13 protein-coding genes are annotated in these 12,195 nt (G+C 75.0%); 3 read left to right on the forward strand and 10 right to left on the reverse strand.

Going from position 1 to position 12,195, the window contains the following annotated elements; translation table 11 throughout:
* Nucleotides 1-116: 116 nt before the first annotated feature.
* From ACFVU7_RS12905 to ACFVU7_RS12945, 9 genes are all read right to left on the reverse strand, one after another.
* A complete protein-coding gene (locus ACFVU7_RS12905) occupies nt 117-464 on the reverse strand; it encodes a sulfurtransferase TusA family protein (RefSeq protein ID WP_074002401.1) in 348 nt (115 codons plus the stop codon).
* Nucleotides 461-1,147, reverse strand: a complete 687-nt coding sequence (locus tag ACFVU7_RS12910) for a class I SAM-dependent methyltransferase (RefSeq protein ID WP_388045035.1) — start codon at nt 1,145-1,147, stop codon at nt 461-463. The genes ACFVU7_RS12905 and ACFVU7_RS12910 overlap by 4 nt, the downstream gene beginning before the upstream one ends.
* A gap of 158 nt (nt 1,148-1,305) precedes the next feature.
* Complete coding sequence (locus tag ACFVU7_RS12915) at nt 1,306-1,845, reverse strand: MarR family winged helix-turn-helix transcriptional regulator (RefSeq protein WP_380737445.1); 540 nt, start codon at nt 1,843-1,845, stop codon at nt 1,306-1,308.
* Between the two features lie 78 nt (nt 1,846-1,923).
* Complete coding sequence (locus ACFVU7_RS12920; protein WP_049654238.1) at nt 1,924-2,280, reverse strand: DUF6204 family protein; 357 nt, start codon at nt 2,278-2,280, stop codon at nt 1,924-1,926.
* A 142-nt stretch (nt 2,281-2,422) separates the two neighbouring features.
* Nucleotides 2,423-3,352 carry an aminoglycoside phosphotransferase family protein gene (locus tag ACFVU7_RS12925; RefSeq protein WP_388045037.1) on the reverse strand — a complete coding sequence of 310 codons (930 nt, stop codon included), beginning with the start codon at nt 3,350-3,352 and terminating at the stop codon, nt 2,423-2,425.
* Between the two features lie 88 nt (nt 3,353-3,440).
* Nucleotides 3,441-4,676: a serine hydrolase domain-containing protein gene (locus ACFVU7_RS12930; RefSeq protein WP_388045038.1), complete on the reverse strand. Its 1,236-nt coding sequence runs from the start codon at nt 4,674-4,676 to the stop codon at nt 3,441-3,443.
* 331 nt (nt 4,677-5,007) lie between these two features.
* Nucleotides 5,008-5,697 (reverse strand): alpha/beta hydrolase, encoded by a 690-nt coding sequence (locus ACFVU7_RS12935; protein ID WP_388045039.1) that lies wholly within the window; start codon nt 5,695-5,697, stop codon nt 5,008-5,010.
* Between the two features lie 32 nt (nt 5,698-5,729).
* Nucleotides 5,730-6,059 carry a hypothetical protein gene (locus tag ACFVU7_RS12940; RefSeq protein WP_388045040.1) on the reverse strand — a complete coding sequence of 110 codons (330 nt, stop codon included), beginning with the start codon at nt 6,057-6,059 and terminating at the stop codon, nt 5,730-5,732.
* A gap of 336 nt (nt 6,060-6,395) precedes the next feature.
* Nucleotides 6,396-7,193 (reverse strand): hypothetical protein, encoded by a 798-nt coding sequence (locus ACFVU7_RS12945; protein ID WP_388045041.1) that lies wholly within the window; start codon nt 7,191-7,193, stop codon nt 6,396-6,398.
* A 154-nt stretch (nt 7,194-7,347) separates the two neighbouring features.
* On the opposite strand from ACFVU7_RS12945, the gene ACFVU7_RS12950 reads away from it, so the two are divergent.
* Both ACFVU7_RS12950 and ACFVU7_RS12955 read left to right on the forward strand, forming a co-directional pair.
* Nucleotides 7,348-7,956 (forward strand): TetR/AcrR family transcriptional regulator, encoded by a 609-nt coding sequence (locus ACFVU7_RS12950; protein WP_074002408.1) that lies wholly within the window; start codon nt 7,348-7,350, stop codon nt 7,954-7,956.
* A gap of 41 nt (nt 7,957-7,997) precedes the next feature.
* The gene (locus tag ACFVU7_RS12955; protein ID WP_388045042.1) at nt 7,998-9,485 is read left to right on the forward strand and encodes a carotenoid oxygenase family protein; all 1,488 of its coding nucleotides are present in this window, start codon (nt 7,998-8,000) and stop codon (nt 9,483-9,485) included.
* Between the two features lie 169 nt (nt 9,486-9,654).
* On the opposite strand, the gene ACFVU7_RS12960 is transcribed toward ACFVU7_RS12955, so the two are convergent.
* A complete protein-coding gene (locus ACFVU7_RS12960) occupies nt 9,655-10,431 on the reverse strand; it encodes a class I SAM-dependent methyltransferase (RefSeq protein ID WP_387966785.1) in 777 nt (258 codons plus the stop codon).
* Nucleotides 10,432-10,649: 218 nt separating this feature from the next.
* Here ACFVU7_RS12960 and ACFVU7_RS12965 point away from each other — a divergent pair, with 218 nt between their 5' ends.
* Nucleotides 10,650-12,161 (forward strand): PQQ-binding-like beta-propeller repeat protein, encoded by a 1,512-nt coding sequence (locus ACFVU7_RS12965; RefSeq protein WP_388045043.1) that lies wholly within the window; start codon nt 10,650-10,652, stop codon nt 12,159-12,161.
* Nucleotides 12,162-12,195 lie beyond the last annotated feature (34 nt).

Consider the following 12,195-nt stretch of genomic DNA (forward strand, 5'->3'; position numbering starts at 1 on the left):
GTCGCTGCGGGGGCTCCGGCCGCGAGCCGTCCTCGGGTCCGTTGCCAGGCTTCCTGGAGCGTGCGGCAGCCGTGGCCCGCTCCGGGTGCGCCCTGCGGGGCGGGTCGGTCAGCCGGTCAGTCGGTGACGGGGGCCGGGTGCCAGGGGCGGTCGGGGCGCGTCTGGACCGGGGCGGAGGTGAGGCGCAGCGCGTAGACCTCGCGGTCGGTGGCCTCGTACGGGACCTGGCCGAGGTACTCGTGGCCGGTCAGGTGGCACCAGGCGGGGAGGTCGAGCGGGGCGGCGGGGTCGGTGGTGTGGATGTGGACCGCCGCGCCGGCGGGGAGGTGCGCGATCCGGGCGCGCAGCCGGAGCAGGAGCTGGACGCAGAGCAGGCCGGTGCCGTCGATGGTGAGGTCGGGGGCGTTCGGGGCGTCGGGGGTGGCGGTTTCGGGGGTCCCTGCGGTGGCGTCGGGGGCGGTCATCGGGGCTTCTCCTGGGTGATGCGCCAGAGGCGGCGGGGCAGTTCGCCCTCCTCGAAGGGGTGGACGTCGGTCAGGTGCCAGCGTTCGGCGAGCCTGTCCACCAGTTCGCGGGGGAAGAAGTGGACGGCGAAGCCGCCGTGCTCCCAGATGTCGTCCCCGTGGCCGGTGCCGGCGCCGTAGTGGGCGTCGCCGGTGTGGCGGACGGTGTGGACGAGGGTGCCGCCCGGGCGCAGGACCCGGCGGACCTCGGCGACGAGCGCCTCGATCTCCCCGGTGGAGAGCGCCATGCAGAGCAGCATGTGGGCGAAGACCGCGTCGACGGAGGCGTCGGGGAGGGGCAGCGGGTCGCGGACGTCGTGGGCGAGGACCGAGAGCCGGTCGGCCAGGCCCTGGTCCGCCGCGGTGGCGCGCAGCTGCTCCAGGCCGGTCGGGCTGAAGTCGGCGGCCAGCACGCGGAAACCCGCCCGGGCGAAGTGCAGCGCGTCGCGTCCGTGACCGGCGCCGAGTTCCAGCACCTCCCGGGCCCCGGCGGCGGCGAACACTCCGGCGGCGTACTCGGCGGGGGCGGAGGGCCGCTCGCCGTACATCCCCGGGTTAGCGGTGTAGGTCTGCTGCCAGTGCGCGCGTTGGGCGTCCGCGAGGGCGCGCTCCGGGCCGGGCCCGGTGTCGGGGGTGTCGGTCATGGTGCGGCCCTTCGCGGGGGTGGGGTGGTGCGGGTGGTGCGGGTGGTGCCAGATGGCACGGAGGTGCCCGTGGTGTGGGGCCAGCCTAGGACGTGGGCTCGGGCGGAGGGTGTGGCGGGGTGCGGAAGGGCGTGCGCGGGGGCGGTGAGGCGGGCGGATCAGCCGAGGTGCCGGCCGGGGGCGGTGCCGCCGAGGCGGGTGAGCAGGGTGGACAGCCGGCCGAGGTCCTCGGCGCTCCACTGCTCCGCCGCGAAGTGCTCGGCGGCGACCTTGCGGGCGGTGTACAGCATCTCGGCGAGCCGCTCGCGGCCGGTCGGGGTGAGGGCGGCGTAGGTGACCCGGGCGTCGCGGGCGGCGGCCTCTCGGGCGACCAGGCCGATCCGCTCCAGCGGTGCGAGGCCGCGGGTCACGCCGGAGGCGGTGAGCCCGAGGGCCTCGGCGAGGTCGACCCGGCGCATCCGGCCGCCGGGGGCCTGGGAGAGGTGGAGCAGCATGGTGAAGTCGGCCAGGCTGACGCCGTGCAGGCGGCTGAGGCCCGCGTCGAAGCGCTTGACCACGGCCGTCTGGGCGCGGACCAGCCGCAGGGCGGTGTCCAGGGGATCGGGGCTCGGGTTCGTCGCGGCCGGTGCGGTCGCGGCCCGGTCCACCTGGTCCGGCTGCTGCTGGTCTGAACGCTGATGGTCTGGACGCTCTGTCATTGCCACCTCCTTGACTGCTCAAGTGTAGCGCCAGGGCGAGCCGTCAAGGAGGTGGCGGAGGGGGAGGGGAGGGGTGGGTCAGTGCGCGGTGTTGGCGGCGCGGCGCTGACGCTTGCCGAGCGGGGCCTGGGAGAGGTCCTCGGCCTGGGAGCGGAGGTTCTTGTAGCCGTAGCCGCGTTCGGTGAGCCAGTCCCGCGCCGACTGCTCGGCCCGCTCGGTGGCCTCCAGGATGTCCTCCTCGGCCTCGCCCTCGTCGAGGAAGCGGAAGGTGAAGGCGGCCCGGGCGGAGACGTCGTAGCTGAGGTGGCCCTCGCGGGTGAAGGCGGCGCGCAGCACGTCGTGCTCGGGGGCGGCGGCGAGCAGTTCGGCACGCTGGTCGGCGGTGAGGCCGTCGAAGACGCCGCGCACCATGATGCGGAAGGTTCGAGTGGTCATCCCCCGACCATAGGCAGTGCGGGCCGCCGACCGCCAACGTGATTCCTGGGCCGGGCGCTTCTCGGTGACGGTCGGTGGTCGCGGGCCTCCTTGGGTGCCCGTAGGCGGTCGTCGGGTGGTCGCCGGTGGTGGTGGGCGCCGGTCAGGCGGGGGTGAGTACTTCGGCGAGCTCGTCCGCGTACCGGGTGAGCCGGTCGAGCCCGGGGCCTCCTCGGGCGCGCCGGAAGCCGTGCCGCCGACCGTGGAAGGCGGCCTGGACGGCGTGGAGTTGGGTCCAGCGGCGGAGGCGTTCGCGGTCCAGCTCGGCGGCCTCGGCGAAGACGTCGAGCGCGCGGAGGAGTGCGCGCTGCCGGTCCTGCGCGTCGAGCAGCGTCAGGGCATGGACCTTGAGCAGGGTGCCGCCGTCGTAGGCGCGGTCTCCCACGTAGCCCTTGGGGTCCACGGCCAGCCAGGGTTCGCGCTCCGCCCGCAGGATGTTGCGGGGGTGGAGGTCCCCGTGGACGAGCACGTCCGGCTGGGTGCGGGCGAGTTCGCGGACGGTGGCGAGGGCGGCGCCGACCGTGCGGGCCGGCAGGGGGTGGGAGAGGGAGGCCGCGTCGGTGCGCAGGTCGGCCTCCCATTCCGCGGCCTGCTCGCTCAGCCGGGGCAGGCCCGGGGGCGCCGGGACGGCGAGCCGCCGGCTGAGCCGCCCGGCGACCGTCGGCACCTCGTCGCCGTCCCGGGCCTCCGCGAGCGTGGTCGGGCTCGCCCGTTCGAGCAGCATCGCGAAGCGCTCGTCGTCCCGTTCGTAGAGCCGGACGGCGCCCCGGCCCGCCCACACCGCGAAGGCGTCCGGCTCGTGGACGTTGCCCGGGTGGGGAAACGAGACCTTCAGTACGGCCACGCGCTCGGCCGCCTGCCGGACCGGGAGGATCAGGCCGACCCCGCCGTGGGTGGCGGCGCCGTCCGGCACGCAGCCCCAGCGTTCCAGCAGCTCGGCGGCGAGGCCGGGGAGTTCGGCGATCCAGGCCGCGCCGGGGGCTCCCTCACGGTCGATGGTGGTGCGGGCGAGCCCGCCGGGGATGCTGATCATCTGCTTCCTTTCGACGGTGGGGGGAGGGCGCTGGTGTGGCTTGCCGGTTCGGTCCGGTTCGGTCCGGTTCGGTCCGGTCCGGTCGGGCTCAGGGGGCGAAGGGGCCGAAGGTCGTGGCGGCGAGGCGGAGCACCGGTGCCGGGGTGCCGCTCCCGGCGCCGACGGAGTAGACCAGCCGCCTGCGCAGGTCTGGGGTGGTGAAGAAGCCGTCGGAGTACCCGAGGTCGTGCCCGGTCTTGCCCCAGAGCACCGTGCCGTCCCGCAGCGGGACGGCCATCAGTCCGGCGCTGTAGCAGGCCCGACCCTTGTCCGGACCGAACAGGCACTCGCCCGCTCCGCGTACGGGCACCAGCCGGCCGGAGGCGTCGCGCGGCAGGGTGAGCAGGTCGTGCAGCTGCTGCGGAGGCAGGAGTTCGCCGTCGAGCAGGGCGCGCAGGAACCTGTCCAGGTCGGCCGGGGTGGACACCATCGACTCCGGGTTGCCGCCCTGCTCGGAGACGTCCGTCGGGGTGTCGGCGCTGTCGGGGACGTAGCCGGCCAGGTGGGGCTCGGGCATCGCGGGCCTGCCCTCCGTCACCTCGGTGTGCCGCAGGCCGAGCGGCTTCAGGATGCGGGCCGTCACCTCCTCCCTGATCGTGTGCCCCGTCACCTGCTCGATGATCCGGCCCGCCACCCGGTAGTTGAAGTTGTTGTATTCCTGCTCGATGCCCGGATCGAAGGCCGGGCCGGCCTCGGGCAGGCCGCGCTCCGGGTGGGGCCGGAGCGTCCGTTGGACGACCAGGTCGAGCGTCTCGATCGCGAAGCGGTTGGCGATCAGGCCGTCGCGCTTCTCCAGCTCGGTGCCCTCGAGTTCCGGGCCCTCGACGGCCTGCGGAAGTCCGCTGGTGTGGTCGAGGAGTTGACGGACGGTGATCGGCAGCGTGAAGCTCGCGGGCAGCGTGCCGGGCAGGTACTGCTGGACGGTGCCGTCCAGGGAGATCCGCTGCTCGGCGGCGAGTTGGAGCAGCACCGCGGCGACGAAGGTCTTGTTGATGCTGCCGATCCGGAACGCCGCGTCCGGCGCCACCGGCCGCCCGCTCACCGGATCGTCGGCGCTGCCGCGCCAGACCAGGCCGTCGGCCGTCACCCGGGCGACCGCGCCCGCCACCGGGTCGCCCGGCCGGGCGGCGATCGCGGCGTCGAGGGCGGCCGGATCGAGGACAGCCGGACCGAGGGCGGCCGGAGCAGGCGTGGCGGCGAAGGCGGGTGCGGTGGATGCGGACGCCGCCGCGAGGAGCAGGGCGGCGAGGCCCCGTGCGAGGGTGGCGGGTTTGCTGACGGCCATGTGCTCTCCGATGCGGGTGGGGCGGTTGTGGGGCGGAGCGATCCGCCCTGGAGAACACGCGGCTGACGGTCATTCAGTTGCACACGACCGGTGCGAAGGCGGAGAGCGCGGGCACGGAACACGGTGGGGACTCCCTTCCGCGGCGGCCCGGGTGGCCACCGTCGCGATGCCCCCAAGAGTGATCGCCGGAAGCCCCTTCGCGCATGTGCCGTTCGGCAGGAATCCGGCGGGAAAGCGGCCAGGGCTCCCCTGCCGATCGGCAGGGGAGGCCCGGGGCGTGGACGCGGACCGCACGGGACGCGGGACGCGACAGCGGTTGGGGGAGCGCCGGCTACACCCGCGCCGGCAGCCGGGTGCAGACCGCCCCCGCCACCAGCGGAGCGGGCTCGGCGCCCAGGACGCCGAGGGTGAAGGCGGTGGCCAGCGCGCTGATGTCGCGGGACTCGCGGAGCAGCAGGTGGTTGGCGCCCGGGGCCTCGTACCGCGCGAGGTCCGGGACGACCCGCCGGGCGCGCAGCGCGTACTCCAGGGACTGGGTGGCACTGGCCGAGCTGTGGTCCCCGGTGCCGTGGACGATCAGCACCCGCCGCCCGGCCAGCTGGTCGACCGGGTCGCCGCTGGGCAGCCACGGCGCGATCCCGGCCACGCCGACCACCGACGGGTGCCCGGCGCACCAGAAGGCGGCGCGCCCGCCCAGCGAGTTGCCGATCAGCACGACGGGTGCGCCCGGGTAGAGCCGGGCCAGCTCGTCGAGCGCCCAGCGGGTGTCGACGGCGGTGTCGGCGTCCGCGTCGTTCCAGCCGCCGTGGCGGTAGCGCAGCAGGTGCACCGCGAGGCCGTGCGGCCGGCCGCGGTCGGTGAGCTCGGTGGCCAGGTCCCGCAGGCCCAGCTCGGCGACCCGCATCGGTGCGCGCCGACTGCGGAGGAACCCGCCCGGCAGCAGCAGGGCGACGCCGGTGACCGGCTCCTCGCCCCGTCGTGGGGTCAGCTCTGCGGTGCGCGGACGCTGCGCTCGGAACACGCGAATTCCCTCCTGATGTGTACAGGCGGATTCTACGGTTCCGAGGAGGGGTCGCGGTGCGCGAGCAGGGACCACAGGACCCAGCCGGAGACCCGGGTGCGCTCCACCATGACCTTCGCCCAGCGGGCGCCGAGCGGTGAGGCCCAGGTGTCCACGACCTCGACCCGGTCACCCGAACGGGCGAGTCCGATGACGGTCTCCTCGCCGAAGTGGTCGACCCGGACGTTGGCGGCGTTGGCCGACACCTCCCACCAGCCCGCACCGGGCTCGGGCGGCAGGTCGGTGCCCGCCGTGACGGCCGTCGGGATCAGCAGGATGCCCAGCGCGACCACGGTGGCCGCCGCACGGCCGATCACGGCCACGGGGACCTCCGTGCGGTGGTCCGCGCGGTGCCGCGGACGGGCAGCGGTGGTGGCGTCGGGATCAGGGGAGGCATGTACAGCAGAACGAGCCGACCGGGCGTGCGCGTACAGTCCGGCGCCGAGGTTGACCCGGTCGGCGCAGCACGACGTGCGGACCCGGTGTCGCCGGTGCGCCGGCGGATGCCCGACGCATGTCAACTGTCCGGCCGTAGCGCGGGGTTGGCGCGCCCTGGCGGACAGTCGTCGAGTCGGCCGGCGGCGGCTGGGGGTGCGGTCAGGGCCGGTCGTGCGGCCCGGTCGGGCGGGGCGGTCACAAGGAGCGGTCACAGGGGGCGGTCACTCCGGGCGCTGCTCCGCCAGGAGCTTCGCCCGGGTCTCCCGGACGAACGCCGCGACGACGTCCGCGTCGGTGAGCACGCGGGTGACGACCCGTCCGCCCCGGCCCGGTCCGGTGCGCTCCGTGATCCGCAGCTCGCGCGTGTCCTCGGCGCTGATGTCCTGGAGGTCGCTCCACGGCAGCGGGGCCGTGGGGTGGTCGTCGTCGGGGTCGAGGAGGAGCCCCGCGGGCAGCACGGCGAGCACCGTCCCGAACAGGATGTGTCCCTTCTCCTCGAACCGCTCGTGCAGCGGCGCGGTGTAGCGCGGCAGCAGGCCCGCGCGGATGGCCTCGGCCAGCCCCGGTTCGTAGCGGCCCGCCAGTTTCGAGACCACGAAGGGGGTTTCGCGGCCGCGCGCCAGGATGAGGACGCGGCCGAAGTGCTCGACGCTCAGGTTGCCGCGGAACTCCATCCGGGAGGGTATGTACTCGTAGCTCTCGATGGCGTCCCAGGGGAGGGCGCGGAAGTCGCCGCCGGCGTGGTGGAGGACGAGGCCGCCCTGGTAGCGCGCCACGGCGACCAGCCCGGAGCGCGGCGGGACCTTCTGGTAGGCCACGGCGGCCGCTGCCACGGCGGCGACCGCGAGGACGGCGCCCCACCAGGTCCAGCCGGAGGCGGCGAGGACGAGGATGCCGGGCAGTCCTAGGCCCCACTTGCCCACGCCGTCGCCGATCCGGCGGCTCGTCCGGTACAGCCGCCGCCGTTCGCCCAGGCCCGCCTCGGCCGCGACCTCGTCGCAGCGGGTGGCACCACTCATCGCTGACTCCCCTCGGCTGTGGAGCGCGCCAGTCTAGTCAGGGTGGTCGGGAGGGCGGGTGGTCGGGCGGTCGGTCGGGGCGGCCGGGTGGGTGGTGAAATCCCTTGCCCGCAAAGGCTGGTAACACTGTTTCCCATCGGTTACGTTGTTGCCCATGAGCACGCCCTACCAGGACGCGCAGCGGGTCGGCCAGGATGCCGTACGCGCCGTGATCCTCGACCGCGCCATCTCCCTCCTCGTCGCCGAAGGCCCCGCCGCGCTGACCGTGCGCCGGATCGCCGCCGAGATCGGCTCCTCGACCAAGGTGCTGTACACGATGTTCGGCGGGAAGGAGGGGCTGCTCGACGCGCTGTACCGGGAGGGCTTCGCACGACTGCGCCGGGCGCAGGAGCAAGTCCCGCGCGGGAGCGACCCGTTGGAGTACCTGACCGAGCTCGGCCGCGCCTACCGGGAGCGGGCGGTCGCCGAACCCGCCTACTACCGCGTGATGTTCGAGCAGCCGGTGCCCGGATTCCGGCCCAGCGCCGAGGCGTTGGCCCTGGCCGACGGCGCGTTCGGGGCCTCGGTGGCCGCCGTCGAGGCCTGCATGGCGGCCGGGGTCTTCCGGCCCGGCGACGCCCTGGAGGTCTCCAACCTCTTCTGGGCGGCCACCCACGGCGCGGTGAGCCTGGAGCTCGCCGGCCACTTCGCGTCGGCCGAGGCCGGGGCGCGCTACGAGGCGCTGATGGCCGCACTGGGGCGGGCGTTCGGCGCCGGTTCGTGAACGAGTCCGGACACCCCATCACCTGACGAGAGGCCGAGACGATGAGCCCAGGCGACCCGATCCGCAACGGCACGATCGACAAGAGCAACGGCAACAGCAACGGCAACAGCAGTACGAGGCGCAGCCGCTACGTCTCCGGGAACTTCGCCCCGGTGACCGAGGAGGTCACGGCCTACGACCTGCCCGTCACCGGCCGGATCCCCGCCCACCTCGACGGCCGCTACCTGCGCAACGGCCCCAACCCGCTGGGCATCGACGACCCGGGCGCACACCTGTGGACCCTCGGCGCGGGCATGGTGCACGGCGTGCGGATCCGGGACGGGCGCGCCGAGTGGTACCGCAACCGCTGGGTCCGCTCCGGCGCGGTCGCCGACCGGCTCGGTGAGCCCCGGCGCGGCACGCCCGTCGACGAGCGGATGGACATCTCCCCCAACGTGCAGGTCGCGGGCCTCGCCGGGCGCACCTACGCGCTGCTCGAAGGCGGCATCCGCCCGTACGAACTCACCTACGAGCTGGACACGGTGGGGCCGTGCGGGCTGGGCGCCACGCCGGAGGGGTACAGCGCCAACGCCCACTCGGTCGTCGACCCGCACACCGGGGAACTGCACTCGCTGGCCTTCCTGTACGGCTCCGAGCAGGTGCAGCACATCGTGATGGACGCGGCCGGCACCGTCCGGCGCAGCACGCTGATCGAGGTGCCCGGGAACCCGTACATGCACGACTTCGCGCTCACCGAGCGGTTCGTGCTGCTGTACGACACCCAGGTGGTGTTCAGCCCGGCGCACCTGGCCACCGGGGTGCCCTTCACCTGGGACGGTCGGCGTGCCGCCCGGGTCGGGGTGATGCCGCGCGAGGGCGGCGCGGTGCGGTGGTTCGAGCTCGCGCCGCACTTGGTCGGGCACACCCTCAACGCGTACGAGCGGACGGCGGACGAGCTGGTGGTCGACGTCGTGCGGCACCCGCCGGGCATGGACCTGCGGAACATCGGCGCGAGCCGCCCCACGCTCGACCGCTGGACGGTCGACCTGGCGGCGGGGACGGTCCGGGAGGAGCGGCTGGACGACCGGGTGCAGGAGTTCCCGCGCCTCAACCCGCGGCACACCGGCCGCCCCTATCGCTACGGCTACGCGGCCGCCGTCGAGCTCTACGCGCCGCCGACCGGCCCCGGGGACGACCGCCCGGACGAGGGCTTCAGCAACGCCCTGCTCAAGCACGACCTGAGCCGGGGGACCGTCGAGGCCCACGAGTTCGGGCGCGACGGGGCGGTGGGCGAGGCGGTGTTCGTCGCCGCCGAGTCGCCGACGGCGGAGGACGACGGGTACCTGATGGCGTACGTCCACGACCCGGAGCGGGGAGCGGCGGACCTGGTGGTCCTCGCCGCCCAGGACTTCACCGGCGAGCCCCTGGCCCGCATCCACCTGCCGGTGCGGGTGCCCCTGGGCCTGCACGGCAACTGGGTGCCGGGCGGGGACAGGGTGCCTGGCGGGGACCGGATCGCGGGCAGGGGCGGGGACACGGGCTGGAGCTGAGGGGCCAAAATGTGCCCGCCGCGAGCACGGGCGGGATCGCGCCCGGCGGCACCGCGGGGGAGGGCGTCGGCGTAGGGGACGGGGGTCTCGACGGCGGCGAGGGCGGTGCGGGCGGCGAGGGCGGCGAGGGGGAGGCCCTGGGAGCCGGGGCGGAGCCGCCCCGGCGGGGTCATCGGGGCCGGGTGGCGCGGAGGGAGTAGGTCTGCGGGGCGGGGGCGCCGGCGGGGACGCGGAAGTGGGCGTGGGCGTGCTCGTGGAGGAAGTCCAGGCGCAGGCCCGCGTCGGCCAGGGCGGTGACGACCTCGCCGAGGCCGTGCTGCCACTGGACGGTGACGGTGGAGTCGAGCCGGGCGTCCGGGTCGGCGTAGGTGCCGGGGTAGTCGACGACGATCGGGGTGCGCTCGAAGTAGTCCTCCGCGAAGCCGCGCCCGTCGTCGGCGAGGACGTCGGCCACCGGGTGGTACTCGGCGAGGTAGAGGAAGCCGCCGGGGGTGATGAGCGAGGCGACCGTCCGGGCCCAGCGGGTGAGGTCGGGGAGCCAGCAGAGCGCGCCGAAGCCGGTGTAGACGATGTCGTACGTCCGGCCGTCGAGCGCCTCGGCGGCGGCGTAGACGTCGGAGGTGACGAAGCGGGCGTCGGCGGCGCCGATCCGGGCGGCGAGGTCGGTGGCGGCCGCGACGGCCGGGGCGGAGAAGTCGAGCCCGGTGACGACGGCGCCGCGGCGGGCCCAGGAGAGGGTGTCGAGCCCGAGGTGGCACTGGAGGTGGAGCAGGGTGCGGCCGGTGACGTCGCCGACCTCGGCGGGCTCGTAGTCCTGGAGGGTGTCACGGCCCGCGACGAAGCCGGGCAGGTCGTAGAAGGGGCCGGCGGCGTGGACGGGGACGCGCTCGTCCCAGTTCGCGCGGTTGGCGGTGCGCCAGTCGGGGGTGGTGGATGGCGTGGTCATGCCGGGCAACGCTAGTCAGCGGCCCAGGGGCGGGCAATCGATTTCCGCGCCCGGCGCGCGCCGTGGACAGCAGGTGCCACCGGCGCCCCGGGCCCGGTATGTGCGGGTCATGGCCGGGGTTTTCCCTGCTCTTTGTTCCGGATCATGGCGCGCTCTGCGACGATCCGATGATCGTCGCCCCGACGCGGTGGGCGGCGCGTCGCAGGGGAGAGACCGGCATGGCCGTTCGGCCCGAGGACAGTGTCGTCCGGGCGAAGTGGGGAGTGTGGTCCGCCTGGGACCGGGAGACCTGGATGGTGGTCTCCGGCGGGGTGCTGGGGGCGCTGTTCGCGAGCATGGGGCTGGCGGTGCTGTTCGGCCCGGCGAACGGGTTCGGCGGCGACAGCCTCGCGTACATGGGGATCATCAGCATCCTGGGGCTGATGCCCTGCGGCGCGGGCTTCGTCTGGGCGCTGATCCACCCGAGGGCCGGGTTCCCGTCGGCCGCCGTCGGGGCGGTACTGGGGCTCGGGATCTTCGTCGGCTTCGCCGGGGACGGCCTCAACGACTCCTGGAAGGCGCCGCTGGACCGGCCGTCGACGATCCGCGCGGTGGGCAGCTGGACCAGCGGGGACCTGGTGGTCCGGGCCCGGCCGGACCTGGTGGTGGCGTACCGCCGGACGACCGGGGCCGTCGCCTGGCACTGGGCCCCGCCCGGGGAGGACACGGTGTGCGCGATGAGCCGGACGACCGGGCCTGACGGCACGGGCCGCGGCGGCGCCCTCGGCCTGATCGGCCACGCGCCGCACGACAAGCCGTGCGCCGCCGTCACCGCGCTCGACCTCTCCGACGGCAGGGAGGGCTGGACCGCCGCCGTGGACGCGCCCGCCCGGGACGGGGACGACGCGACTCCGGACGTGGTGGCGGTGGCCGGGCAGCAGGCCCTCCTCCAGGAGAAGGCCGGCTGGCGCGCCGTACGGCTGGCCGACGGCCGGGACGTCTGGCGCGGCACGGCCGACCCGGGCTGCACCCCGCTGCAGGTCGCGGGCGGGCCCGGGGACGCCGTCACGGTCGCGCAGTGCGGCGCCGCGCCGCCCGTGCTGCGCTCGCTGGCCCCGGCGGACGGCCGGGAGCAGCGGCGGATCGCGCTGCCCGCGGCGGGCGGGCTGAAGAACCTCGCGGTGGTCTCGGTCGACCCGCTCGCGGTGTGGGTGGACGCCCAGGCCGAGCGCGGCACCCACGCGGTGCTCAGCTACGACCGGACCGGCCGGCAGCGGGCGGTGATACCGGTCGCCGGGGACGAGTACGACCTGGACGTGATGCTGGGCGGGCTGCACGCCTTCGACGAGTTCAGCGCCCGGCCGCTGTTCGGCGGGGTGGTGGTCGGGGACCTGTTCGTCGTACCGGGGGAGAAGCCCGGCGACATCGGCATCAGCGGCGGCAAGCACCCGAGCCGCACCGCCACCGGCCGGCTGCTGGCGTACTCGCTGACGGACGGCGGCAAGCGGTGGACGGCGGGGCTGGACGACCAGGTGACCGGCCTGGTGGTGGACGGCGGCTCGGTGTGGGCGATGACCCGGGGCCGGGTGACCAGGGTGGAGGCGGCGACCGGGCGGCAGAGCGCCGTGCTGGACGTCAACGACACCGCGTCGCTCTATCCGGTGGACCTGTCGGTGTCGGACGCGGAGCGGTTCACGGTGGTCGCGGAGGACGGGACGCGGGACGAGCCGCCGGTGCGGGCGATGAGCTGAGAGTGGTGGCGATGCCCCACCGCCGACGGACCTG

This window comes from Kitasatospora sp. NPDC058046 (assembly GCF_042885595.1).
In the GTDB taxonomy this organism is placed as follows: Bacteria; Actinomycetota; Actinomycetes; order Streptomycetales; family Streptomycetaceae; genus Kitasatospora.

What these genes read in the sequence shown, in the direction of transcription:
- ACFVU7_RS12920 (WP_049654238.1), bottom strand. Translation starts at nt 2,280, where the DNA reads ATGACCACTCGAACCTTCCGCATCATGGTGCGCGGCGTCTTCGACGGC.
- ACFVU7_RS12905 (WP_074002401.1), bottom strand. Translation starts at nt 464, where the DNA reads ATGACCGCCCCCGACGCCACCGCAGGGACCCCCGAAACCGCCACCCCC.
- ACFVU7_RS12910 (WP_388045035.1), bottom strand. Translation starts at nt 1,147, where the DNA reads ATGACCGACACCCCCGACACCGGGCCCGGCCCGGAGCGCGCCCTCGCG.
- ACFVU7_RS12965 (WP_388045043.1), top strand. Translation starts at nt 10,650, where the DNA reads ATGGCCGTTCGGCCCGAGGACAGTGTCGTCCGGGCGAAGTGGGGAGTG.
- ACFVU7_RS12925 (WP_388045037.1), bottom strand. Translation starts at nt 3,352, where the DNA reads ATGATCAGCATCCCCGGCGGGCTCGCCCGCACCACCATCGACCGTGAG.
- ACFVU7_RS12945 (WP_388045041.1), bottom strand. Translation starts at nt 7,193, where the DNA reads ATGAGTGGTGCCACCCGCTGCGACGAGGTCGCGGCCGAGGCGGGCCTG.
- ACFVU7_RS12930 (WP_388045038.1), bottom strand. Translation starts at nt 4,676, where the DNA reads ATGGCCGTCAGCAAACCCGCCACCCTCGCACGGGGCCTCGCCGCCCTG.
- ACFVU7_RS12960 (WP_387966785.1), bottom strand. Translation starts at nt 10,431, where the DNA reads ATGACCACGCCATCCACCACCCCCGACTGGCGCACCGCCAACCGCGCG.
- ACFVU7_RS12915 (WP_380737445.1), bottom strand. Translation starts at nt 1,845, where the DNA reads ATGACAGAGCGTCCAGACCATCAGCGTTCAGACCAGCAGCAGCCGGAC.
- ACFVU7_RS12955 (WP_388045042.1), top strand. Translation starts at nt 7,998, where the DNA reads ATGAGCCCAGGCGACCCGATCCGCAACGGCACGATCGACAAGAGCAAC.
- ACFVU7_RS12950 (WP_074002408.1), top strand. Translation starts at nt 7,348, where the DNA reads ATGAGCACGCCCTACCAGGACGCGCAGCGGGTCGGCCAGGATGCCGTA.